Annotated in this window: 24 protein-coding genes, 1 pseudogene and 1 riboswitch; of the genes and pseudogenes, 23 read left to right on the top strand and 2 right to left on the bottom strand. The window is 42.8% G+C overall.

The window, feature by feature from the left end; all coding sequences use genetic code 11:
• Positions 1–19 precede the first annotated feature (19 nt).
• The 19 genes from A3I3_RS0100275 to A3I3_RS0100185 all read left to right on the top strand — a co-directional run bounded on the left by A3I3_RS0100275 (position 20) and on the right by A3I3_RS0100185 (position 14,334).
• Positions 20–1,270 (top strand): diaminopimelate decarboxylase, encoded by a 1,251-nt coding sequence (locus A3I3_RS0100275; protein WP_018370739.1) that lies wholly within the window; start codon positions 20–22, stop codon positions 1,268–1,270.
• Positions 1,271–1,320: 50 nt separating this feature from the next.
• Positions 1,321–1,566, top strand: coding sequence for a YneF family protein (locus tag A3I3_RS0100270; RefSeq protein WP_018370738.1), 246 nt, complete (start codon positions 1,321–1,323; stop codon positions 1,564–1,566).
• A 319-nt stretch (positions 1,567–1,885) separates the two neighbouring features.
• The gene (gene racE, locus A3I3_RS0100265) at positions 1,886–2,680 is read left to right on the top strand and encodes a glutamate racemase (RefSeq protein WP_018370737.1); all 795 of its coding nucleotides are present in this window, start codon (positions 1,886–1,888) and stop codon (positions 2,678–2,680) included.
• On the top strand, positions 2,677–3,660 hold the full coding sequence (locus A3I3_RS0100260) for a nucleoside-triphosphate diphosphatase (RefSeq protein WP_018370736.1): 984 nt from the start codon (positions 2,677–2,679) through the stop codon (positions 3,658–3,660). Before racE ends, A3I3_RS0100260 begins: the two co-directional genes overlap by 4 nt.
• Positions 3,639–4,163, top strand: coding sequence for a metallophosphoesterase (locus A3I3_RS0100255; protein WP_018370735.1), 525 nt, complete (start codon positions 3,639–3,641; stop codon positions 4,161–4,163). The genes A3I3_RS0100260 and A3I3_RS0100255 overlap by 22 nt, the downstream gene beginning before the upstream one ends.
• The gene (gene cbpB, locus A3I3_RS0100250) at positions 4,160–4,621 is read left to right on the top strand and encodes a cyclic-di-AMP-binding protein CbpB (RefSeq protein ID WP_018370734.1); all 462 of its coding nucleotides are present in this window, start codon (positions 4,160–4,162) and stop codon (positions 4,619–4,621) included. Before A3I3_RS0100255 ends, cbpB begins: the two co-directional genes overlap by 4 nt.
• The gene (gene xerD / locus A3I3_RS0100245; protein ID WP_018370733.1) at positions 4,618–5,364 is read left to right on the top strand and encodes a site-specific tyrosine recombinase XerD; all 747 of its coding nucleotides are present in this window, start codon (positions 4,618–4,620) and stop codon (positions 5,362–5,364) included. Before cbpB ends, xerD begins: the two co-directional genes overlap by 4 nt.
• Positions 5,364–6,074, top strand: a complete 711-nt coding sequence (locus A3I3_RS0100240) for a segregation/condensation protein A (protein WP_018370732.1) — start codon at positions 5,364–5,366, stop codon at positions 6,072–6,074. The genes xerD and A3I3_RS0100240 overlap by 1 nt, the downstream gene beginning before the upstream one ends.
• Positions 6,067–6,645: an SMC-Scp complex subunit ScpB gene (scpB, locus tag A3I3_RS0100235; RefSeq protein WP_018370731.1), complete on the top strand. Its 579-nt coding sequence runs from the start codon at positions 6,067–6,069 to the stop codon at positions 6,643–6,645. The genes A3I3_RS0100240 and scpB overlap by 8 nt, the downstream gene beginning before the upstream one ends.
• Complete coding sequence (locus A3I3_RS0100230) at positions 6,635–7,357, top strand: pseudouridine synthase (RefSeq protein WP_018370730.1); 723 nt, start codon at positions 6,635–6,637, stop codon at positions 7,355–7,357. The genes scpB and A3I3_RS0100230 overlap by 11 nt, the downstream gene beginning before the upstream one ends.
• Complete coding sequence (gene yidD / locus A3I3_RS0100225) at positions 7,354–7,599, top strand: membrane protein insertion efficiency factor YidD (RefSeq protein WP_018370729.1); 246 nt, start codon at positions 7,354–7,356, stop codon at positions 7,597–7,599. Before A3I3_RS0100230 ends, yidD begins: the two co-directional genes overlap by 4 nt.
• A 166-nt stretch (positions 7,600–7,765) precedes the next feature.
• Positions 7,766–8,281, top strand: coding sequence for a tRNA (cytidine(34)-2'-O)-methyltransferase (locus tag A3I3_RS0100220; RefSeq protein ID WP_018370728.1), 516 nt, complete (start codon positions 7,766–7,768; stop codon positions 8,279–8,281).
• A gap of 40 nt (positions 8,282–8,321) precedes the next feature.
• A riboswitch (FMN riboswitch) is annotated at positions 8,322–8,434 on the top strand.
• Between the two features lie 119 nt (positions 8,435–8,553).
• Entirely contained in the window at positions 8,554–9,132 is a 579-nt protein-coding gene (locus A3I3_RS0100215) for an ECF transporter S component (protein WP_338092257.1), read from the top strand.
• On the top strand, positions 9,122–9,772 hold the full coding sequence (locus A3I3_RS0100210) for a phosphatase PAP2 family protein (RefSeq protein WP_018370726.1): 651 nt from the start codon (positions 9,122–9,124) through the stop codon (positions 9,770–9,772). The genes A3I3_RS0100215 and A3I3_RS0100210 overlap by 11 nt, the downstream gene beginning before the upstream one ends.
• Positions 9,769–10,071: an MGMT family protein gene (locus A3I3_RS0100205; protein ID WP_018370725.1), complete on the top strand. Its 303-nt coding sequence runs from the start codon at positions 9,769–9,771 to the stop codon at positions 10,069–10,071. The genes A3I3_RS0100210 and A3I3_RS0100205 overlap by 4 nt, the downstream gene beginning before the upstream one ends.
• 101 nt (positions 10,072–10,172) lie before the next feature.
• On the top strand, positions 10,173–11,108 hold the full coding sequence (mnmL, locus tag A3I3_RS0100200; RefSeq protein WP_018370724.1) for a tRNA modification radical SAM protein MnmL/YtqA: 936 nt from the start codon (positions 10,173–10,175) through the stop codon (positions 11,106–11,108).
• Positions 11,102–11,659, top strand: coding sequence for a tRNA 5-(aminomethyl)-2-thiouridylate-methyltransferase MnmM (mnmM, locus tag A3I3_RS0100195; RefSeq protein ID WP_018370723.1), 558 nt, complete (start codon positions 11,102–11,104; stop codon positions 11,657–11,659). The genes mnmL and mnmM overlap by 7 nt, the downstream gene beginning before the upstream one ends.
• A gap of 348 nt (positions 11,660–12,007) precedes the next feature.
• Positions 12,008–12,259 carry a hypothetical protein gene (locus tag A3I3_RS0100190; protein ID WP_026129823.1) on the top strand — a complete coding sequence of 84 codons (252 nt, stop codon included), beginning with the start codon at positions 12,008–12,010 and terminating at the stop codon, positions 12,257–12,259.
• Positions 12,260–12,276: 17 nt separating this feature from the next.
• On the top strand, positions 12,277–14,334 hold the full coding sequence (locus A3I3_RS0100185; protein ID WP_018370721.1) for a cation:proton antiporter: 2,058 nt from the start codon (positions 12,277–12,279) through the stop codon (positions 14,332–14,334).
• Positions 14,335–14,372: 38 nt separating this feature from the next.
• Here A3I3_RS0100185 and A3I3_RS0100180 read toward each other — a convergent pair whose 3' ends face one another.
• Both A3I3_RS0100180 and A3I3_RS0100175 read right to left on the bottom strand, forming a co-directional pair.
• Complete coding sequence (locus tag A3I3_RS0100180; protein ID WP_018370720.1) at positions 14,373–15,908, bottom strand: hypothetical protein; 1,536 nt, start codon at positions 15,906–15,908, stop codon at positions 14,373–14,375.
• A complete protein-coding gene (locus A3I3_RS0100175; protein ID WP_018370719.1) occupies positions 15,901–16,695 on the bottom strand; it encodes an ABC transporter ATP-binding protein in 795 nt (264 codons plus the stop codon). The genes A3I3_RS0100180 and A3I3_RS0100175 overlap by 8 nt, the downstream gene beginning before the upstream one ends.
• Positions 16,696–16,818: 123 nt before the next feature.
• Here A3I3_RS0100175 and A3I3_RS0100170 point away from each other — a divergent pair, with 123 nt between their 5' ends.
• The 4 genes and pseudogenes from A3I3_RS0100170 to A3I3_RS0100155 all read left to right on the top strand — a co-directional run bounded on the left by A3I3_RS0100170 (position 16,819) and on the right by A3I3_RS0100155 (position 20,782).
• Positions 16,819–17,943, top strand: coding sequence for an AI-2E family transporter (locus tag A3I3_RS0100170; protein ID WP_018370718.1), 1,125 nt, complete (start codon positions 16,819–16,821; stop codon positions 17,941–17,943).
• A 121-nt stretch (positions 17,944–18,064) separates the two neighbouring features.
• Positions 18,065–19,000: a dihydroorotate oxidase gene (locus tag A3I3_RS0100165; RefSeq protein ID WP_018370717.1), complete on the top strand. Its 936-nt coding sequence runs from the start codon at positions 18,065–18,067 to the stop codon at positions 18,998–19,000.
• A 76-nt stretch (positions 19,001–19,076) separates the two neighbouring features.
• Positions 19,077–19,823: pseudogene (locus A3I3_RS10035) on the top strand (type I restriction-modification system subunit M); the annotation flags it as partial.
• Positions 19,824–19,933: 110 nt separating this feature from the next.
• A complete protein-coding gene (locus A3I3_RS0100155) occupies positions 19,934–20,782 on the top strand; it encodes a KilA-N domain-containing protein (protein WP_018370715.1) in 849 nt (282 codons plus the stop codon).
• Positions 20,783–20,792 lie beyond the last annotated feature (10 nt).

Here is a 20,792-nt window from a genome sequence, read left to right as displayed (position 1 = left end):
CTTAGAAAGAGATGAGACCATGAAGACACCATTTATTACTTCTAAAAAATTGGCAGAAATTACGAAACAATTTCCAACTCCCTTTCACCTGTATGATGAAAAAGGCATTCGCGAAAAAGCGCGAGCGGTTAATCAGGCTTTCGCTTGGAATAAGGGTTTTAAGGAATATTTTGCCGTTAAGGCGACGCCAAATCCGACTATTCTGAAAATATTGCAAGAAGAAGGCTGCGGCGTAGATTGTGCCAGTTATGTCGAGCTGCTCATGAGCCACAAAGTGGGCTTTGAGGGGAGCGACATCATGTTTTCGTCAAACAATACACCAGCAGAAGAGTTTCAATATGCCAGAGAGCTAGGCGCGACTATTAACTTGGACGCCTACGAAGATATTGCTTTCTTGCAGGAAGTGGCGGGGATTCCAGAGACTATTTCTTGCCGCTACAATCCTGGCGGAACGTTTGAGCTGGGGACGGACATTATGGATCACCCAGAAGACGCCAAATTTGGGATGACCAAGGCGCAGCTTATTCAGGCTTTCAAAGAGTTAAAAGCGCTAGGTGTGAAAAAGTTTGGTATTCATGCCCTCCTTGCTTCAAACACTGTCAGCAATGATTACTATCCAGAGTTGGCGCGTCAGTTGTTTGAGTTGGCAGTGGAAGTCGTAGCGGAGACCAAGGTCGACCTAGACTTTATCAACTTGTCTGGCGGTATCGGTGTCAATTATCGGCCAGAAGAAACAGCTAATGACATCGCTGTGATTGGAGAAGGTGTGCGTCAGGTCTATGAGCGAGTACTCACGCCTGCTGGCTTGGGTCAGGTCAAAATCTTTGCTGAGCTGGGTCGCTTTATGCTGGCGCCGCACGGGCTTTTGGTTACCAAGGTGACGCACAAAAAGCAAACTTATCGAACCTATGTCGGGGTTGACGCGTCAGCGGTCAACTTGCTGCGTCCCGCCATGTACGGCTCTTATCACCATATCAGCAATATGAGCAATCCAGACGGCCAGCTGGAAGTAGTTGATGTGGTCGGTAGCCTCTGTGAGAACAACGACAAATTTGCTATTGGGCGAGCATTGCCTGAGAGCCGACTTGGTGATACCTTGGTCATTCACGATGCAGGGGCGCACGGCTTTTCTATGGGCTATCAGTACAATGCCAAGCTCCGTTCCAGCGAAATTTTGCTGCGCGAAGACGGCCAGGCTCAGATGATTCGGCGGGCGGAGAAGCCAGAAGATTATTTGGTCACACTCTATGGCTTTAATTTTGAAAAATAAGCAAAATTTGGTATAATGAAAGAAGAATGTAATTTAGAGGAGATTTTATTATGGCTTTGTGGCTAGCACTGATTTTAATTGTAGCAGCTTTTGCTGGAGGTTCATTTTTAGGTATGTTTTTAGCACGCCGTCAAATGGAAGACTATTTGGAAAAAAATCCTCCACTTAATGAGGATGTTATACGGACAATGATGAGCTCAATGGGACAAAAACCAAGTGAAGCAAAAGTTCAACAAGTGGTTCGTCAAATCAACCGCCAACAAAAACAAGCAAAAAACGCTAAGAAGAAAAAATAGAGAATAAATCAGGAGCTTGATAAATCAAGAGAGCTTCTGAAGTTGATGACTAGTTTCATTAGTAGAATTGAAACTAGTCAAGGTAAAAAGATTAGACATTGAAAATGAGGCTGAATAGGATTATTTCAGCCTTCCCAAAAGAGGATTCGCCTCTTTCAGTGAGCACAAACTCCGCTTGGAAAGAGTCCGGGCGGGGTTTGTTCGGCTTTTCTAGTTGTATTAAAATAATTGATTTTTGTAATCTACAAATATTCTGAAGTGTTTACATTGGTTTTAATGCACTCAAATTATGATAACTAAAAGGAGTGAGTAAATATTTATGGATAATCGCCCTATTGGCTTTTTAGATTCGGGTGTAGGGGGGCTGACTGTGGTACGTGAACTAATGCGTCAGCTTCCTCATGAAGAAGTCGTCTATATTGGTGATTCTGCACGAGCTCCTTATGGTCCAAGGCCTGCTGAACAGATTAGAGCCTATACTTGGCAGCTTGTTAATTTTCTATTAACAAAAGATGTCAAGATGATTGTCATTGCTTGTAATACTGCGACAGCAGTCGTTTGGGAAGAAATCAAGGAAAAGCTGGAAATTCCTGTGCTGGGTGTGATTTTACCGGGTGCAGCGGCAGCCATTAAGTCCACGACAACTGGAAAGATCGGTGTCATCGGAACCCCCATGACGGTTCAGTCAGATATTTACCGCAAAAAAATCCAAGCATTGTCGCCTGAGATGAATGTTCAAAGTCTGGCCTGTCCCAAGTTTACTCCACTGGTGGAGTCCAATCAATTAACGTCTAGCATTACCAAAAAAGTTATTTATAAGAGTTTGCAACCTTTAGTGGGTAGGGTGGATACGCTAGTTTTGGGCTGTACCCATTATCCCTTGCTCAAGCCCATTATCCAAAACGCTATGGGTAAAGATGTGAAATTGATTGACAGTGGTGCAGAGTGTGTGCGGGATGTTTCCGTTTTGCTCAATTATTTTGAAATCAACCGTAATCGTGACAAGCAAGAACTGAAGCATCAATTTTATACGACAGCTAGTGCTAAGAGTTTTGCAGATATTGCCGAAACTTGGCTTAACTATTCAATTCACGTGGAGCATATGACATTATGACGAATAAAATTTATGAATACAAGGCTGACAAGGACTGGTATCTGGCTCAGTTTGGTGACGGATTTGGGCCTATGTTTCAGCGCTTTGAGCCCAAGGATGAAGATCGAGGCGATAGTTTTTGGAATGACTATATTAGTCTAAGAGAGGCTTTAAGGAATCAGATGCTTTTACCTGACCTTTTTGTGGCACGGATCAGCTCTTTTGCAAAGCTGGTTAGCTTTGTCATTGGCTTGGTGAATGAACGTGAAAATCGTGAAGTTCAGTTGCTCAATCGTAGTGGAGCTCTCCTTTTGGTTGAAAAAGACCAACTTCTTTTTGTCCATCTGCCAGAAGGGGGTGTTTTGACCAATTCTTTCTTTGGCGGAGAGCTCAAAGAAACTCTCCTCATTGCGACCCGCAATGAAGGAAAAACTCGTGAGTTTCGTGCTATTTTTGAAAAACTGGGTTATAAAGTTGAAAATCTCAACGACTACCCTGACTTGCCAGAAGTAGCGGAGACGGGTACGACCTTTGAGGAGAATGCTCGGCTCAAGGCAGAAACCATTAGCCAGCTAACGGGTAAAATGGTCTTGGCAGATGATTCGGGGCTGCAAGTGGATATCTTGGGTGGCTTGCCGGGTGTCTGGTCGGCTCGCTTTGCTGGGACAGATGCGACGGATGATGAAAACAATGCTAAACTTCTTCATGAATTAGCCATGGTTTTTGAGCAGAAAGACCGTGCTGCCCATTTTCATACAACCTTGGTCGTGGCTAGTCCTGACCGAGAAAGTCTTGTAGTGGAAGCTGATTGGCCAGGTTACATTGCTTTTCAGCCAAAGGGTGATAATGGTTTTGGCTACGATCCACTCTTTTTGGTTGGAGAAACAGGTCATACATCGGCTGAACTTAGCTTAGAAGAAAAGAATAAGCAATCTCACCGCGCGCTTGCGGTAGCAAAATTAGTGGAGGAATTTCCAAGATGGCAAAGCAAACAATCATAGTTATGAGTGATTCTCACGGCGACCGAGCAATAGTCGAGGAGATTAAAGAACGTTATTTAGGCAAGGTAGATGCGATTTTCCATAATGGAGATTCAGAGCTTCATAGTGATGATTCTGTGTGGGAGGGTATCTATGTAGTTGCTGGCAACATGGATTTTTATGGCAACTATCCAGATCGTTTAGTGACAGATTTGAATGGGACGAGAATTGCTCAAACACACGGGCATCTATTTCAAATCAATTTTTCTTTTCAAAAACTGGATCTCTGGGCTCAAGAGGAAAATGCAGACATTTGTCTGTATGGACATCTGCACATTCCGGATGCTTGGATGAGTGGAAAGACTCTTTTTCTTAATCCGGGTTCTATCAGTCAACCGCGTGGTTTGATTAACGAGTGTCTCTATGCAAAGGTGGAGATTGATGACCATTATTTCCGTGTTGATTTTTATACGCGAAATCACAAACTTTATCCAAGTCTTTCAAAGGAGTTTGCTCGTTTATGATTGCTAAGGAATTTGAAGCTTTTTTGATGGAACAAGAAGAGACTTTTTTGACGCCAGCAGAGAATTTAGCAGTCCTAGTGGATACCCACAATGCAGATCATGCGGTTCTTTTGCTTAGTCAAATGACCTATTCGCGTGTGCCTGTTGTAACAGCAGAGCACAAGTTTGTCGGGACAATTTCTTTAACAGATATTTTAGCTTATCAAATGAATCACAATCTGCCTGAGGATGTTTTTGCCCAGACAGATATTGTTCATATGACCAAGAAAAATGTTACCAAAGTTGATTTGAACTACAGTCTGACTGAAGTGATGCACAAGTTGGTCGATGAGTCTTTCCTACCAGTAGTTGATGAAGACAGTACTTTTCAGGGTATTATTACTAGAAAATCCATTCTAAAAGCGATTAATGCACTTTTGCATGGGTTTACCAATGAATATGAATTGAAGAAAAAATGAAAACAGCTATTCAACCTTTTTTAGAACAAAAAAATTTAGCACCTAATTCTCAAGCAGCTTATCGCTACGATCTAGAACAGTTTGTTGAGGAGGTGGGTGACAAGGGCATTAGCGAGCTAAACCTGCGCCGATATGAAAAGAGTTTGGAGAATTTTAAATTAACTGTGCAAAAACGTAAGGTTTCTGCCGTCAACCAATTTCTCCTCTATCTTTACCAAAATGGCAATCTAGCTCAATTTCATAAAATTAGTTTGCCCACAGTATCAGTCGCTCCGGCTGTAAATGAAGATAGTTCGGTTGAGCTTTTAGAGCTTTCCCGGCTGTGGGAATATAGCAGCTTGACTTCTGGACGCCTTTTGGCGCTTATCATTATTGAGTTGGGTTTGCAACCGACAGAGGCTTTACAGCTAGAAGTGAAAAATATTCAATTAGATTTTCGGATTTTACGGATTCAAAAAGCTGGTCAACAGCGAATCCTAGAAATTCCGACTGAATTGTTACCTGAATTTGAGCCTTTTATGACAGGAATTTACGTCTTTGGGAACAATGACCGTCCTTATTCTCGTCAGTGGGGCTTTCGCCAGTTAGAAAGTTTTTTAAAAGAAGTCGGCTACGAAGATTTGACTGCCCAAAAATTGCGGGAACAACATATCCTGAGACGGCGTGCTTTAGGACATGATATTCACGATATTGCCCGAGACTTAGGACTGAAAACCAGTCTGACATTAGAGAAATATAGATAATGGATATAAAGATTAAGGATTTTGAAGGTCCCTTGGACCTTCTCTTGCATTTGGTCTCCAAATACCAAATGGATATTTACGATGTGCCCATTACCGAGGTCATCGAGCAATATTTGGCTTATGTGGCGACCTTACAAGCCATGAGGCTGGAAGTGACGGGCGAGTATATGGTTATGGCTAGCCAGCTCATGCTCATCAAAAGCCGCAAACTCCTGCCCAAGGTGGCGGATATTGTCGATGAGGAAGATGACTTAGAGCAGGATTTGCTATCGCAAATTGAGGAATATCGCAAGTTCAAGCTCTTGGGTGAGAAAATGGCAGAGCAGCACCAAGAGCGGGCGCTCTATTATTCCAAGCCCAAGTTAGAGCTGGTTTACGAAGACGCGGAGCTCATTCACGACAAGTCAACGATTGACCTCTTTTTGGCCTTTGCCAAGGTTATGGCGAAAAAGCAAGAGGAATTTAGCAAGAGCCACACGACCATTGTCAAGGACGAGTATAAGATTGAGGATATGATGAATGTGGTGCGCGAGCGTTGTCGCACTCAAAAGCGCTTGGCTTTGCAGGCGATTTTCTCAGAAACCAAGGATATGAATGAGGTCATCACCCTCTTTTTGGCAACCTTAGAATTAGTCAAGGTGCAGGAAGTGCAAGTGATACAAGAAGAAAATTTTGGAGAGATTTATCTAATAGGAAAACGACATGAGTAAGTTATCAGAAATAGAAGCGCTGCTATTTGTGGCAGGAGAGGACGGCTTGCGGCTGCGTCAAATTGCCGACATCCTGTCTTTGCCGCCGACAGGTGTCAGTCAAAGTCTAGAGAAATTAGCCGAAAAATACCAAAAGGACGAGGATTCGAGTCTGGCTCTGCTTGAGACGTCCAATACCTATAAGCTGGTGACCAAGCAGGAATTTGCCGAGATTTTGCGGGCTTATTCCAAGGCGCCAATCAATCAGAGCCTCTCACGGGCGTCGCTTGAAACCTTGTCCATTATTGCCTACAAGCAGCCCATTACGCGGGTCGAGGTGGACGAGATTCGTGGGGTTAATTCCAGCGGGGCCATTGCTAAATTGCAGGCTTTCGAGCTCATTCGTGAGGACGGCAAAAAGGAAGTGCTGGGTCGCCCCAATCTCTATGTGACGACCAATTATTTCCTTGATTATATGGGTATCAATCATCTTGAGGAATTGCCGGCAGTGGAAGAAACCGAATTGGTAGCCGAGGAAGGGCAGCTCTTTGCAGAAAGAAGGATAGAGGAAGAAGACGAACATGAGAATTAACAGATACATCGCCCATGCGGGCGTTGCCAGTCGTAGAAAAGCCGAGGACTTGATTAAGAAGGGCTTGGTGACGGTCAACGGACAAGTGGTACGTGAGCTCGCAACGACCATTAAGTCGGTTGACCGCGTGGAAGTCGAGGGGCAACCGATTTACAACGAAGAAAAGGTCTATTATCTGCTCAATAAGCCGCGTGGCGTCATCTCAAGCGTGTCAGATGAAAAGGGGCGTAAGACCGTGGTTGATTTGCTGCCGCAGGTTAAGGAGCGGATTTATCCTGTCGGACGCCTGGACTGGGATACTTCGGGCGTGCTCATTTTGACCAATGACGGGGATTTTACCGACGAGATGATTCACCCGAGAAATGAGATTGATAAGGTCTATGTGGCGCGTGTTCAGGGGCTTGCCAATAAGGAAAATCTGCGTCCCTTGGCGCGTGGACTGGAGATTGACGGCAAAAAAACCAAGCCAGCGGTCTACGATATCATCAAGGTTGACCCTGCCAAAAATCGTTCGGTCGTGCAGCTGACCATTCATGAAGGGCGCAATCATCAGGTCAAGAAGATGTTTGAAGCGGTCGGTCTACCAGTGGATAAGCTGTCGCGAACTCGCTTTGGCACGCTAGACTTGACTGGACTTCGTCCCGGTGAAGCACGCCGCCTCAATAAAAAGGAAATCAGCCAGCTCCACACTCTGGCTGTCACCAAGAAATGATAAAGAAAATTCTCATTGCACCCGTTCGCTTTTATCAAAGATTTATCTCGCCTATTTTTCCGCCGTCCTGTCGCTTTCGTCCGACCTGCTCCAATTATATGATTGAAGCGATTGAAAAACACGGCGCCAAGGGCGTTCTCATGGGCATCGCACGGATTCTCCGCTGCCACCCTTGGTCAAAAATGGGCGACGACCCTGTGCCCGACCATTTCAGCCTCAAAAGAAACTCAAAAAAATCTTAAAATTTTGAGTATTTTGGCTTGACTTGTCTAGATAAAGTGATATACTAAGTAAGTACCCTCATTGATTTACCTCAAACCTGTTGTGACGTAAGTTAATGAAGTTTTAACCATGCTGTTTGCTGAGCTTGACTCCGGGCAGTGTGGCTATTTTTTTGGAGAAATGTAGATGCCGCAAGAAAGTCAAAATCATATCGTGCTCTTTGAGCCACAAATCCCGCAAAATACGGGCAATATCGCGCGAACTTGTGCCGCAACCAACAGTCCCCTGCATATCATCCAGCCCATGGGCTTTCCCATTGACGACCGCAAGATGAAACGGGCAGGACTTGATTATTGGGACAAGCTGGAAATCCATTTTTATGATAGTTTGGCGGATTTTATGGAAAAATTGGACGGCAAGCTCTATCTCATTTCCAAGTTTGCAGACAAGGTGTATTCGGAAGAGAATTTCAGTCTTGCGGGCAAGCATTATTTTATGTTTGGGCGTGAGGATAAGGGATTGCCAGAGGAATTTATGCGTCAACATAGAGACAAAGCCCTGCGCATTCCCATGAATGACCAGCATGTCAGGAGCCTCAATGTCTCAAATACAGTCTGCATGATTGTCTATGAAGCTCTTCGCCAACAGGATTTTCAAGACTTGGAATTGGTACATACCTACGATAGAGATAAATTAAAGTAAATCAAAACCTTGCAGAGACAAGGTTTTTTTGTTATGATAAAAATGTCTTCAGGGCAGGGTGTAATTCCCGACCGGCGGTGATAGTCCGCGAGCGCAAGCTGATGTGGTGCAATTCCACGACCGACAGTATAGTCTGGATGGGAGAAGACGAAGGGCAGCCGAAAAGGCGTCTCAAAATTTTTAATCTTTTTTAAGGTCCATTTCGTATCATAAAAAGGTATGATTTAGTAGGCATTTTTTGCTACCTTTCTAGCTTCTCTAATTTTTATAAATTGGAGGAACCTATGATGACAAAAACACGTAAAATGGCTTTGATTGCCATTCTCTCAGCGATTTCTTTTCTGCTGATGTTCTTTGATTTTCCGCTTTTGCCGGGGGCCAGCTTTTTGAAAATTGATTTTAGCATTGTGCCGATTTTACTAGGCTTGACCATGCTAGACTTAAGCGGAGCTTTTAGCATTCTCCTTCTTCGTTCGCTTTTAAAGCTGATTTTGAACAATCAGGGGGTCAATACTTACATCGGTCTGCCCATGAATTTTCTAGCAGTTGCCGTCTTCGTCCTTGCCTTTGCTTGGATTTGGAAGCAAAAGAAAAGCACCAGTCGTTTTTGGCTAGCGGGGCTTGTAGGGACAATCAGTTTGACCGCCGTCATGTTTCTGCTGAATTACGTCTATGCCGTGCCTTTGTATGCGAAATTTGCTAATTTTGATATTTCACAGACCTTGGGACTTGCCAATTATTTATTTGCAATGGTCCTTCCCTTTAATCTTTTAGAAGGCGCTATTTTTACCCTTGCCTTCTGGCTCATCTATGTATTCTTAAAACCAACTTTGAAAAACTATGAAAAATAAACAATCTTATTTGACTAAGGGCTCTTTCGCCCTTTTACTATTTGTAATCTTGGGCTATGTCGTCAAGTTTTATCCTGAAAATTTGATAGGCTTTGACGCCAGTATTCAGACAGCGATACGAGGAGATTTGCCCCAGCTTCTGACAACGATTTTAAGCGCCCTTACCAGCGTCTTTAATCCAGTTGTGCTGACCGTCTGGGTTCTGCTTTTAGCTGCTTTTTTCCTCTATAAAAAATGGAAGGCTGAAGCCCTGCTTTTAGTAGGAAATCTGGTTTTGGCGGGCTTGGTTCCCTTTGTGCTCAAGCCTGTTTATCAGAGGCAGCGTCCAGCTATCATTCATCTGGTTAAGGAAAACGGTTTTTCATTTCCCAGTGCGCATTCGCTGGCTGCAACCTTGATTTTGGCTAGCCTTATCATCATCGTTCAGCAGCGTCTTCAAAACAAGCGGCTCAGACTCTTGTTGCAAGCCTTGTTGGCATCTCTCATTTTCATCATTTTGCTATCGCGGGTCTATCTGGGCGTGCATTATCCGACGGACGTGCTGGCTGGCTTGCTCTTGGGATTTGCAATCATCAATATTGAATTTCCTTTTTACGACAAGTTGCGCTTTCAATGGCGATTTAAGAGTAAGCAAAAATGACGATTGACAAAAAAGTAGTTGCTGACGTCCTAGCGGTCGTCGCTCATATTCCTCAAGGGAAAGTTGCGACCTATGGGCAAATCGCGCGCCTCATCGGACGGAGCAAAAATGCTCGGCTGGTCGGAAAAGTGCTCAGCCAAGCAGAAAATTATGGGAAATATCCTTGCCACCGTGTGGTCAATCATGCAGGGCGCCTTGCCCCCAGCTGGGAGGAGCAAGAACACCTACTCTGGGCAGAAGGCGTGATTTTCAAACCCAACGGCTGTGTGGATATGAAAAGTTGCCAGTGGGAGAAATAATCGCATATTTTGTAAACGAAAAACTCTTCAGGACATAAAAATAAAAAGCCTTATAGGGCTTTTTTATTCTAACTTTACTGATGTGTGTTATAATATATTCTATGAAACCTTACAACGCTTTGAATGATTATTATCGGAAATTATTTGGGGAGAAGACTTTTAAGGTGCCGATTGACGCGGGGTTTGACTGTCCCAATCGCGACGGTACGGTTGCTCACGGCGGCTGTACTTTTTGTACGGTGTCGGGCTCGGGCGATGCCATTGTGGCGCCTGACGCCCCCATTCGCGAGCAATTTTACCACGAGATTGATTTTATGCACCGCAAGTGGCCGGAAGTTCAGAAATATCTGGTTTATTTTCAAAATTTTACCAATACGCATGAGCGGGTGGAAGTCATTCGTGAGCGCTATGAGCAGGCAATCAATGAGTCGGGTGTGGTCGGTATCAATATCGGGACGCGGCCTGACTGCCTGCCCGACGAGACGATTGCTTACTTGGCTGAGCTGTCTGAGCGCATGCATGTGACGGTGGAGCTGGGCTTGCAGACGACTTATGAAGCCACATCGGATTTGATTAACCGCGCGCATTCTTATGAGCTCTATGTGGAAACGGTCAAGCGTTTGCGGAAATTTCCCAAGATTGAGATTGTTTCACATTTGATCAATGGGCTACCCGGTGAAACGCACGACATGATGCTGGAAAATGTTCGCCGTTGTGTGACGGACAATGATATTCAAGGAATTAAGCTGCATTTATTGCACCTGATGACCAATACCCGCATGCAGCGTGATTACCACGAGGGGCGTCTGCGGCTGCTCAGCCAAGAAGAGTATGTCAACATTGTCTGCGACCAGCTGGAAATCATTCCTGAACATATCGTCATTCATCGGATTACGGGCGATGCGCCGCGCGAGATGCTGATTGGCCCCATGTGGAGCCTCAATAAATGGGAAGTGCTAAACGCTATCGAGCAGGAAATGCGGCGGCGGGGCAGCGTGCAGGGCTGTAAGGCGAAAGAGCAGGTGTTTGTATGTTAAGACCTTTAGAAATGGCTCATCAGTTCCTAGCAGAAGTCTTAGATAAGGAGGCGGTCGCTGTTGACGCCACCATGGGCAACGGGCATGATACGCTATTTTTGGCAAAATTGGCTAAGAAAGTCTATGCTTTTGATATTCAGAAAGAGGCTGTGCAAAAGACCCAAGAGCAATTACAGAAAGAAAATATAAGCAATGTTGCCTTGATATTAGACGGGCATGAGCAGGTAGATCAGTATGTGACCGAGCCCGTCCGTGCAGCTATTTTTAATCTGGGCTATTTACCTGCGGCAGACAAATCAGTCATTACCCTGCCCGAAACGACCCTCATGGCTCTAGACAAACTTTGTCAAGCCTTATCATTTGGCGGTCGGATTGCGGTCATGGTATACTATGGGCATGAGGGCGGTCAAGAAGAGAAAGATGCGGTACTGGATTTTGTCAAATCTCTGCCTCAGCAGGAATTCACCGTGGCACTTTACCAGAACATCAACCAAATCAATCGCCCCCCATTTTTAATTATGATTGAAAAATTGAAGAAAGAAAAGGAATGAGCTAAGGCTCTCACATCTTTAGAAAGAAATTGAGTTCGAGCTAAAAACTCAGAACATCAACCAAATCAATCGCCCTCCATTTTTAATTATGATTGAAAAACTGAAGAAAGAAAAGGAATGAGCTAAGGCTCTCACATCTTTAGAAAGGAATTGAGTTCGAGCTAAAAACTCGGAAAATAGGCGGCCGAACAAAAATTGTAAAACAATTTTGTAGTGAGACCCCCGCAAGGCTGATTAGGTTAGAAGCATTCTAGCCAATCAGCTACTGCGCTATATATTCTCCTAGGAGCATGGCTCCTTCGTCGAATATCCTAATTTTCTGTCGTTTTTTTAACGCTCTCACATCTTATGGACAAGCAATATTTACAAGAAAAATTAGCAGGAATGCGCAGCAAATACATCGAATCGGTTAGGGAGGGTCAGTTTGCTACTGATCTGAACCGATTTTCCGATAAAAAAATGCAGAAAATCAAGAAAAAACTTGTCAGCCTAGAAATGGAACGTTGTCATAAACAGATTGAACATCGTGATTGCAGCAAGATTGACGAGAAAATCATGGTTCAAAAATCCCTCTTTGAGCAGTGCCGTAGGCGAGGCTAGATAGAAGGGAGGAACCTTTGGAATTACTTCTTTTTATTCTGACATTTTTATTTTGCTTGATTATCTCAAATGCAATCAATAAATTAGCTCCTCGGATTCCAGTCCCACTCATTCAGATTTTGCTGGGAATGGGTTTAGGCTTGTTATTAGAAACGGGCTCTATTCGGATTGACACAGAGATTTTTCTCGCTTTAATCATCGGTCCCCTCCTTTTTCGTGAGGCTGAAGAGAGCGATATTACCAGCATTCTCAAACACTGGCGGATCATCATCTTTTTGATTTTCCCTGTGATTTTTGTTTCCACCTTGGCGCTAGGTCGTGTCGCACAAGCCATGTTGGTCGGTCTTCCTTTGGCGGCCTGCTTAGCAGTCGGAGCGGCACTTGGGCCGACGGATTTAGTTGCCTTTTCGTCTTTATCGGAGCGTTTCTCCTTTCCCAAGCGGATTGAAAATATTCTCAAAGGGGAAGGTTTGCTCAATGATGCCAGTGGCTTGGTCGCTTTTCAGGTAGCCGTAGCAGCATTAACCACAGGCGCCTTTTCTTTATCCCAAGCGAGTTCATCCTTAGTTTTATCCATTTTGGGAGGGATTGTCATCGGTCTACTGACCGCTTTGGTCAATCGTGGCCTGCACAATTTCTTACTCAGTGTCAAGGCTTCTGATATAGCGAGCGAACTGCTTCTAGAGCTGAGCCTGCCTTTGATGACCTTTTTCTTAGCAGAGGAAATCCACGTTTCAGGAATTATTGCGGTCGTGGTAGCAGGCATTCTCAAGGCCAGTCGTTTCAAGAAAATCACCCTTCTGGAAGCGCAGGTGGACACAGTGACAGAAACAGTCTGGCGGACTGTCACTTTCATGCTCAATGGCTCAGTCTTCCTGCTTTTGGGAGTAGAGTTGGTCAATATTGTCGAGCCAATTGTCAAAAGTCCGCTCTACGATAATTTCCTCATGTTGCTGGTCTGTCTTGTTTTGACTCTGGTTCTTTTCGCTATTCGTTTTCTCATGATTTTTGCTTTTTATGGCTATCGGGCATGGAAACTCAAGAAAAAAATGGGCAAAACCTATCTCAACGATATTTTGACCTTGACCTTCTCTGGGGTCAAAGGGACGGTGTCGATTGCGACGGTCTTGCTGCTACCGACGACGGTTAAGGAAAGTTATCCCTTGCTTTTGTTTTTAGTGGCTGGAGTGACCTTGCTTAGTTTTTTGACGGGTATCCTTGTTTTACCTAAGTTATCTCAAAGTCGGGAAGAAAAATCCGAAACACTCATGCATATTGCTATTTTAAATGACGTTGTGACAAGTTTAGAGGCAGAATTGCCCCACACGCGCGCAAAAGGCTCGCTCTACGCGGCCATTGACAATTATCACGGTCGGATTGCGCAGCTAATCATCGAACAAGAATCTAGCGACTCTCAGCGTGACTGGGCGGAGTTACAGATGCTGGTTCTCAGTATTGAAAATGACGGTTTAGAGCAGGCGGCAGAAGAAGAGAAAATCAGCCCCCAAGCCTATCGTGTTTACCAGCGTTATCTTCGTGGTATGGAAAAACGGATCAATCGGAATTTTGCTTCCCGCCTGACTTATGTGTTCTTAGTAGGTTTTCGCCTGCTACGCCTGATGATGTACCAATTATTGACCTTGGGCTCTAGCTTGCGTACTTGGCTTAAAACAGGAAGTCCACGAATGACTCGAGAAGATGCAGAAGCAATCGCCGAGCTCTACCTAGCCAATACAGAAGTGATGATGGATAGTTTGGAAAATCTAAAAGGGGTCTACCAGACTTCAATGATTGATTTTCTACAGGAATCTAGAATTCGTGAAACAGCGATTATCGGAAGCGGTGCTTTCATCGATCGGGTAATCATGCGGCTCAAACCCAATAATATTGATGAGATGATGTATGGTTATTATCTGGAGCGCAAGCTCATCTTTGAGTACGAAAAAGAAAAGCTGATTTCGGCTCATTATGCCAAACACTTGCGCCAAAATGTGAACAATCTGGAAAATTATTCCCTAAAAGAAAAAGCCAATACCCTGCCTTATGATATGCTCAATTATGCTAGAGGAAGATAAAAATGCAACCCTTTTGGGTTGCTGTTTTTACTTAAATATCAGAGTAGTTTTCGTTTATCTAACCATTCTCCCATCCAGTTGAGGGCGCGTGCTGCAACGGGTAAAAGGAGCAGAATATAAATATAGACATACTGACTTTTGGTTTCCCAAAAGATATGAAAAACAAAACCACCTAAAAAGAAGATGTAGGGATAAAGACTGAAAGGGCGTAAGCCCTCACGGGACCAGACAAGGCGGTGAAGGATAAAGGCAAAGACTAAGAGATAGATTGTTGCTAAATAGACCATACCGAACTGATTAAGAATATGATAACCAGTCTTTTCCTCGTAAATAGACTGAAGAACTTTGGTCTGAGTCTTTTGTCTGCGCTCTAGCTGCGGGCCTGTCCAGATGGATTGAAAGGTTGGCTCGGTCCAAGTAGATTTGATCTTTTCATAGAAAAACTTAACGGCATAATCAGGCTTCTGAACAAAGTTGATAATCAATTTTTCCAAATCGACTGTTGCCATTTGAGTAGCTTTTTTCTCATCATACTTGTTTCGCTTAAGAATTTTAGTGTTATAAGCATCATACCAGCCGCCCAGTGTTTGTCGATGAGGATCATCGCGCAGCCCCATAGTAATATAGGCAATTTTTGGGGTCCCCTCGCCGATTGGCTGCTTGATAAGTCCCTCATAGTAATGGTTGAGCATTTTACTGGGAAGTACCATTCCAATGGCAATCAAGAGAACAGCCAGAATCTTTTTCCATTGCCATTTATGTAAGAGAGACAAAAGCAGGCAAGCAATCAAGGTCAACCCAAAAATAAAATAATTATTACGAATGAGGCAGGCCAGACTAATTCCCACTGTGGCCAGAAAGAGTGAGCTCCAGTTGGAAGTCTGTTCTAATTTGATCAAATGATAAAGAGCAAAGAGACCAAAGAAAATTCCCGGCGTTGAGCCATAGGCAAAAAGGATAAAGAAAAAGTGAGGGAGAAAGAGAAAGGATAGAAAAATCAAATACTTGTTGACCATGGATCGTCCTAAAAGCCGATCGGTCACCTTGTAGAGAAGAAAGTTATTTCCGATTGTAAATGCTAGATTAAAGATAAAGATGAGGCGTGGTGCTGGATAGATAAAAGCATAGAACCGCTCCAAGGTCAAAAGCCCCAGTTGGTGAGGATTGCGGTACATATATGCTCCCACTGTCGTTAGGGAAGAATAATCGCCTTGATTAAAAGCCATTCCAGCTAGGTAAACATGTTTAGCGTCTGCCCGAATCATACTGGGTACATTTAAAATGAGATAGGCTCCAGCTACTAGATATAAAAGGCTAAAAGCGCAGAAAAGTTGCTTTTCAGTGAACTTTTTCAAAAGTCGGCGCACCAAAAGAAGGAGCAGAAAGAAAGTAAGCAAAAACAGGTAGAAACTTCCACTTTGGGAGTGAAATTCAATTCCTTCAGCAATGCGCAAGGGGATATAAGTTCCCCCTAGAAGGATTTGTATACTTAAAAAAAGAAAGACAAGTGCCGCTAAGCTTAATAAGATAAAGTAGCCGAATTCAAAAAGGCCTTCGGATAGTTTTTTAAGCATGTCTCACCTCCGGCTGAACAAAATAACGACCTTGTCCGATTGGGATTAACTGGACAGGTTGTTCATAAAAATCTGTCAGAACTGATCTGATTAGGATATTTTCCCTGGGGCCTTGAGCGATGATTTTACCGTTTTTCAGTAGCAGGAGATGGGTGATGGCAGGAGAGATTTCTTCTGCGTGGTGTGTGACAAAAAGTACGGTTGGAGCCTGTTCTTGTGTTACAATTTGCTCAACCTGTGTGATTAAATTTTCACGTGCAAATAGGTCCAAGCCACTGGTTGCTTCGTCAAAAATTAAAAGGTCTGGTACGTCCATGAGACTGCGAGCGATAAGCAGAGTTTGGCGTTCTCCTTGGGACAAGCTCTGGTAAACTCGTCCGATCAAATGCTTGCCACCGAGTCTTGCTAAAAGGTCTTTTGCTTGCTCTAACTCTTTTGGCTCATAGGCCTGGTAGAGGATGCTACTCTTATAACGACCAGTAAGTATAATTTCTTCTGCTAGCATACGTGTCGGAAATCGTTCGGCAATAAAGGATCCAACCACGCCAATTCTTTTGCGCAAATTGGGAATATCGCCCTTTCCAAAAGTGGTACCTAGAACAGTTAAGTCTCCTTTAAAAGCCCAGTTCTCTGCCATGATTAGACGTAAAAGGCTGGATTTTCCAGCACCGTTCAATCCCAGAATGGCCCAGGTTTCCCCTCTCTTAACCTGCCAATTCAGTTGATCTAAGATTTTCTGCCCTTGCCGAACGAAACTTAGATCTTTCATCGAAATGATTGTTTCCATTTTGTTACTTTCTTTTTTCTATTCATCCTATTCTATCAAAATTGTGGTAAAATGGGTAGGGAAAGAAAATGAAATTGCTAGTCTATGTTTTGACCTAGTGAGAGTACTTGAATGGAGAGGGATATGTTTAACAAAAGTAAACTCTTTTTCTGGACAGTAGAAGTTCTGCTATCAACTTTAATTTTTTATCTTTGGCGTCAAATGGGGGATTTGGTATCGCCTTTTGTGGGTGTATTAAATACTGTGCTTATTCCTTTTGTGTTGGCAGGTTTCCTTTATTATATTACCAATCCTTTTGTAGAATTTTTAGAAAAGAATTTTAAAATCAAGCGTGTTTTTGGCATCTTTTTAGCACTCTTTCTGTTAATTGGTGGCATTGTTCTGGCTTTTGTCTATCTTTTGCCAATCTTGATCAATCAGTTGACTAGCCTTATTCGCAGTAGTCAAGGACTCTATGTGGAGCTACAAAATTTTGTCAACAGCCTGTCTAAAAATCCGGTCTTTGAAAATCTTAATATTCAATCAACCCTTCAACAGCTCAATCTTTCCTATGTGGATATTCTTCAAAATATCTTAAATAGCGTAACCAATAGTTTGGGAAATGTGGTTTCGGCGGTCATTAATACGGTGTTGATTTTGATTATGACACCCATTTTTCTGGTTTATTTCCTCTTGGACGGAAGAAAACTCTTACCCCTGCTAGAGCGGACGATCCTAAAGCGTGATAAACTACAGATTGCTCAATTATTGACACGACTAAATCGGACAGTAGCGCGCTATATCAGCGGAATTTCCATTGATGCTTTTATTATTTTTATGTTGGCTTACATTGGTTACAGTGTGATTGGACTAAAGTTTGCCTTGGTATTTGCTATCTTTTCAGGATTGACAAACCTCATTCCTTATGTGGGACCGTCTATTGGGCTTATTCCGATGATTATCACTTATGCTTTTACTGACTATAAAAAAATGCTGATTGCGGTGGTTTATATGCTCGTTGTTCAGCAGATTGATGGGAACATCCTTTACCCACGGATTGTCGGCGGAGTGATGAAAGTTCATCCGATCACGATTATGGTTCTCTTGCTCTTGTCCAGTAATATCTATGGTATCATGGGAATGGTTGTCGCGATTCCGACCTATTCTATTTTAAAAGAAATTGTTCGTTTCCTCGCTCAACTATACGATAACCATCGTGAAGCACAGGAACTGAAGAAAAATGAAGAATTTGGCATTATCAATAAATAAGGTTGGAGATTTTCTTCAACCTTTTTAAAATCCGAACGTCTCTGTTTTCTACTGGCGACATGGTGAGTTTTTTGCTAGAATGAAAGTGTTTAATCTTTATTTATCGCAAAAGGAGAATATGATGCCCTCAACACAGACACAAATTGCTGGTTTTTCTTTTGACAACTGCCTCATGAATGCGGCGGGTGTGCACTGTATGACCATTGCCGAGCTAGATGAAGTCAAAGGCTCAGCAGCTGGGACTTTTGTCACCAAGACGGCTACCTTGGAAGCGCGTGCTGGTAATCCCGAGCCCCGCTATCAAGATGTGCCCCTAGGCTCGATTAACTCTATGGGGCTGCCTAATCAAGGCTTGGACTACTATCTCGACTATCTCTTGGATTTGCAGGAAAAGGAGCCCAATCGGACCTTCTTTCTCTCCTTGGTCGGTATGTCGCCAGAAGACACGCATACCATTTTACATAAGGTAGAAGAGAGTGGTTTCAAGGGCTTGACCGAGCTCAATCTTTCCTGCCCTAATGTTCCGGGTAAGCCGCAAATTGCCTATGATTTTGAGACGACAGAGAGAATTTTGACAGAAGTTTTTGCCTATTTCAAGAAGCCTCTGGGCATCAAGCTCCCGCCTTATTTTGATATTGTGCATTTTGACCAAGCGGCAGCGATTTTCAATCAATTCCCGCTTCGCTTTGTCAACTGCATCAATTCTATTGGTAATGGGCTTTATATTGAGGATGAGACGGTAGTCATTCGCCCTAAGAATGGCTTTGGTGGAATTGGCGGCCAGTATGTCAAGCCGACAGCGCTTGCCAATGTGCATGCTTTTTACCAACGTTTGAAGCCTGAAATCCAAATCATCGGAACGGGCGGTGTGCTGACAGGGCGCGATGCTTTTGAGCATATTCTCTGCGGTGCCAGCATGGTGCAGGTCGGAACGACCCTGCATAAGGAAGGTGTGGCTGCCTTTGAGCGCATTACTAAGGAATTAGAGGAAATCATGGTAGCCAAAGGCTATCAAAACCTAGATGATTTCCGCGGTAAGTTGGGGTATATAGGATAAATAAGAGAGCCTTGCTCTCTTTCTTTATGCCTAAAATTTGATATAATAGAGAGGATTAAAAACTGAGGTATTTATTATGACAGAAGAACAACAACGCCAGGAACTTCATTCAAAAATTTGGAAAATAGCAGACGATGTTCGAGGGGCAGTAGACGGTTGGGATTTTAAACAATATGTTTTAGGAATTCTATTTTATCGATTTATTAGCGAAAACTTTCAAAATTATATTGAAGCTGGAGATCCTGATGTGGATTATGCGTCTTTCCCGGAAGAGCAGCTCACTCCTGAAATCAAAGACGATGCCATTAAAACAAAAGGGTACTTTATCATGCCTAGTCAGTTGTTTTCAAATGTGGTTGAGAAAGCAAATACAAATGAAGACCTTAATACCGATTTGAAGGCAATTTTTGATGCGATTGAAGCTAGCGCAGTAGGCTATGCTAGTGAGAGAGACATCAAAGGGCTCTTTGACGACATTGATACAACTAGTAATCGCTTGGGAAATACTGTAAAAGAAAGAAATCAGCGTTTAGCAGATGTATTAAAAGGAATTGCGGAGCTTAATTTTGGTAGTTTTGAAGATAATAAAATTGACTTGTTTGGTGATGCTTATGAGTATTTAATTTCCAATTATGCTTCTAATGCTGGTAAATCGGGTGGAGAATTTTTCACACCGCAAAGTGTTTCTAAACTATTGGCTAAAATTGTCATGCTTGGAAAAGATGAGAAAAATAAAATCAACAAAATTTACGATCCTGCATGCGGGTTTCGTGTCATAATAATGACACAGGCAAATAGTCAAGTAAATACAAGGGTTTTAGAGCTTCTACCAAAGTTTAAAATCAAAAAAATGAATAGTTGGTGTGCTGTTTAGAGCAGTTATTACGATAATAAATGTTGTAAACAGTACATCAGCATAAAGGAGGAACTCGTATGTCTAAGGCGAAAAAAGAGACGATTGAAGCAAAAGGTTTTGCTATTCAAATTTATACTGAAGACTTTAAAAACGACTATATAAGTCTAACGGATATTGCTAGATATAAAAGTGATGAACCATTTATAGTTATTAATAACTGGTTGAGAAGCAAAGATAATATTCAATTTTTAGGTTTATGGGAATCAATGCATAATCCTGATTTTAAACCTATCGAATTCGATAGGTTTAGAAATGAAGCAGGTAGTAACGCATTTACACTATCACCACAAAAATGGATTGAAAAGACAAATGCGATAGGCATTGTTTCTAAGTCAGGACGATATGGAGGCACATTTGCTCATAGCGATATAGCAATGGAATTTGCTTCATGGATTTCACCAGAATTTAAGCTTTACATTATTCAAGATTATAAGAGACTTAAATCAGATGAAAATTCAAGATTGTCACTGGGATGGAATCTGAATAGAGAAATTTCAAAAATCAACTACAAAATCCATACGAATGCAATCAAAGAATACCTCTTAAAGGATCTTACTAGCGAACAGTTATCTTATAAATACGCAAGTGAAGCAGATATGCTCAATGTTGCATTATTTAATAAAAGAGCTAAACAGTGGCGTGAAGAAAATCCTGACTTAAAGGGTAACATGAGAGATTATGCAAGTTTGAATGAGTTACTTGTACTTGCAAATATGGAAAGCTATAATGCGGTTCTTATCGGTAAAGGTATGGAACAAAAAGAAAGAATGATAGAACTTAGAAAGCTTGCCAGAACTCAGCTGATGTCAATTGAGAAGTTGAACAATACAGGAATTAAGAGTTTAGAGGATAAGTCAAAGAAGTAGAGAGGTGTGT

This window comes from Streptococcus massiliensis DSM 18628 (assembly GCF_000380065.1).
Classification (GTDB): Bacteria; Bacillota; Bacilli; order Lactobacillales; family Streptococcaceae; genus Streptococcus; species Streptococcus massiliensis.
The sequence above is the reverse complement of the archived record's forward strand: the minus strand, read 5'-3'. Positions and strand labels throughout refer to the sequence as shown.

Bases quoted from the DNA above. Each gene is read 5' to 3' on its own strand.
- racE (WP_018370737.1), top strand. From the start codon at position 1,886: ATGGATAATCGCCCTATTGGCTTTTTAGATTCGGGTGTAGGGGGGCTG.
- mnmM (WP_018370723.1), top strand. From the start codon at position 11,102: ATGTTAAGACCTTTAGAAATGGCTCATCAGTTCCTAGCAGAAGTCTTA.
- A3I3_RS0100220 (WP_018370728.1), top strand. From the start codon at position 7,766: ATGCCGCAAGAAAGTCAAAATCATATCGTGCTCTTTGAGCCACAAATC.
- A3I3_RS0100255 (WP_018370735.1), top strand. From the start codon at position 3,639: ATGGCAAAGCAAACAATCATAGTTATGAGTGATTCTCACGGCGACCGA.
- A3I3_RS0100240 (WP_018370732.1), top strand. From the start codon at position 5,364: ATGGATATAAAGATTAAGGATTTTGAAGGTCCCTTGGACCTTCTCTTG.
- A3I3_RS0100230 (WP_018370730.1), top strand. From the start codon at position 6,635: ATGAGAATTAACAGATACATCGCCCATGCGGGCGTTGCCAGTCGTAGA.
- A3I3_RS0100165 (WP_018370717.1), top strand. From the start codon at position 18,065: ATGCCCTCAACACAGACACAAATTGCTGGTTTTTCTTTTGACAACTGC.
- scpB (WP_018370731.1), top strand. From the start codon at position 6,067: ATGAGTAAGTTATCAGAAATAGAAGCGCTGCTATTTGTGGCAGGAGAG.
- A3I3_RS0100275 (WP_018370739.1), top strand. From the start codon at position 20: ATGAAGACACCATTTATTACTTCTAAAAAATTGGCAGAAATTACGAAA.
- A3I3_RS0100180 (WP_018370720.1), bottom strand. From the start codon at position 15,908: ATGCTTAAAAAACTATCCGAAGGCCTTTTTGAATTCGGCTACTTTATC.
- yidD (WP_018370729.1), top strand. From the start codon at position 7,354: ATGATAAAGAAAATTCTCATTGCACCCGTTCGCTTTTATCAAAGATTT.
- A3I3_RS0100175 (WP_018370719.1), bottom strand. From the start codon at position 16,695: ATGGAAACAATCATTTCGATGAAAGATCTAAGTTTCGTTCGGCAAGGG.
- mnmL (WP_018370724.1), top strand. From the start codon at position 10,173: ATGAAACCTTACAACGCTTTGAATGATTATTATCGGAAATTATTTGGG.
- xerD (WP_018370733.1), top strand. From the start codon at position 4,618: ATGAAAACAGCTATTCAACCTTTTTTAGAACAAAAAAATTTAGCACCT.
- A3I3_RS0100155 (WP_018370715.1), top strand. From the start codon at position 19,934: ATGTCTAAGGCGAAAAAAGAGACGATTGAAGCAAAAGGTTTTGCTATT.
- A3I3_RS0100270 (WP_018370738.1), top strand. From the start codon at position 1,321: ATGGCTTTGTGGCTAGCACTGATTTTAATTGTAGCAGCTTTTGCTGGA.
- cbpB (WP_018370734.1), top strand. From the start codon at position 4,160: ATGATTGCTAAGGAATTTGAAGCTTTTTTGATGGAACAAGAAGAGACT.
- A3I3_RS0100210 (WP_018370726.1), top strand. From the start codon at position 9,122: ATGAAAAATAAACAATCTTATTTGACTAAGGGCTCTTTCGCCCTTTTA.
- A3I3_RS0100170 (WP_018370718.1), top strand. From the start codon at position 16,819: ATGTTTAACAAAAGTAAACTCTTTTTCTGGACAGTAGAAGTTCTGCTA.
- A3I3_RS0100190 (WP_026129823.1), top strand. From the start codon at position 12,008: ATGGACAAGCAATATTTACAAGAAAAATTAGCAGGAATGCGCAGCAAA.
- A3I3_RS0100260 (WP_018370736.1), top strand. From the start codon at position 2,677: ATGACGAATAAAATTTATGAATACAAGGCTGACAAGGACTGGTATCTG.
- A3I3_RS0100205 (WP_018370725.1), top strand. From the start codon at position 9,769: ATGACGATTGACAAAAAAGTAGTTGCTGACGTCCTAGCGGTCGTCGCT.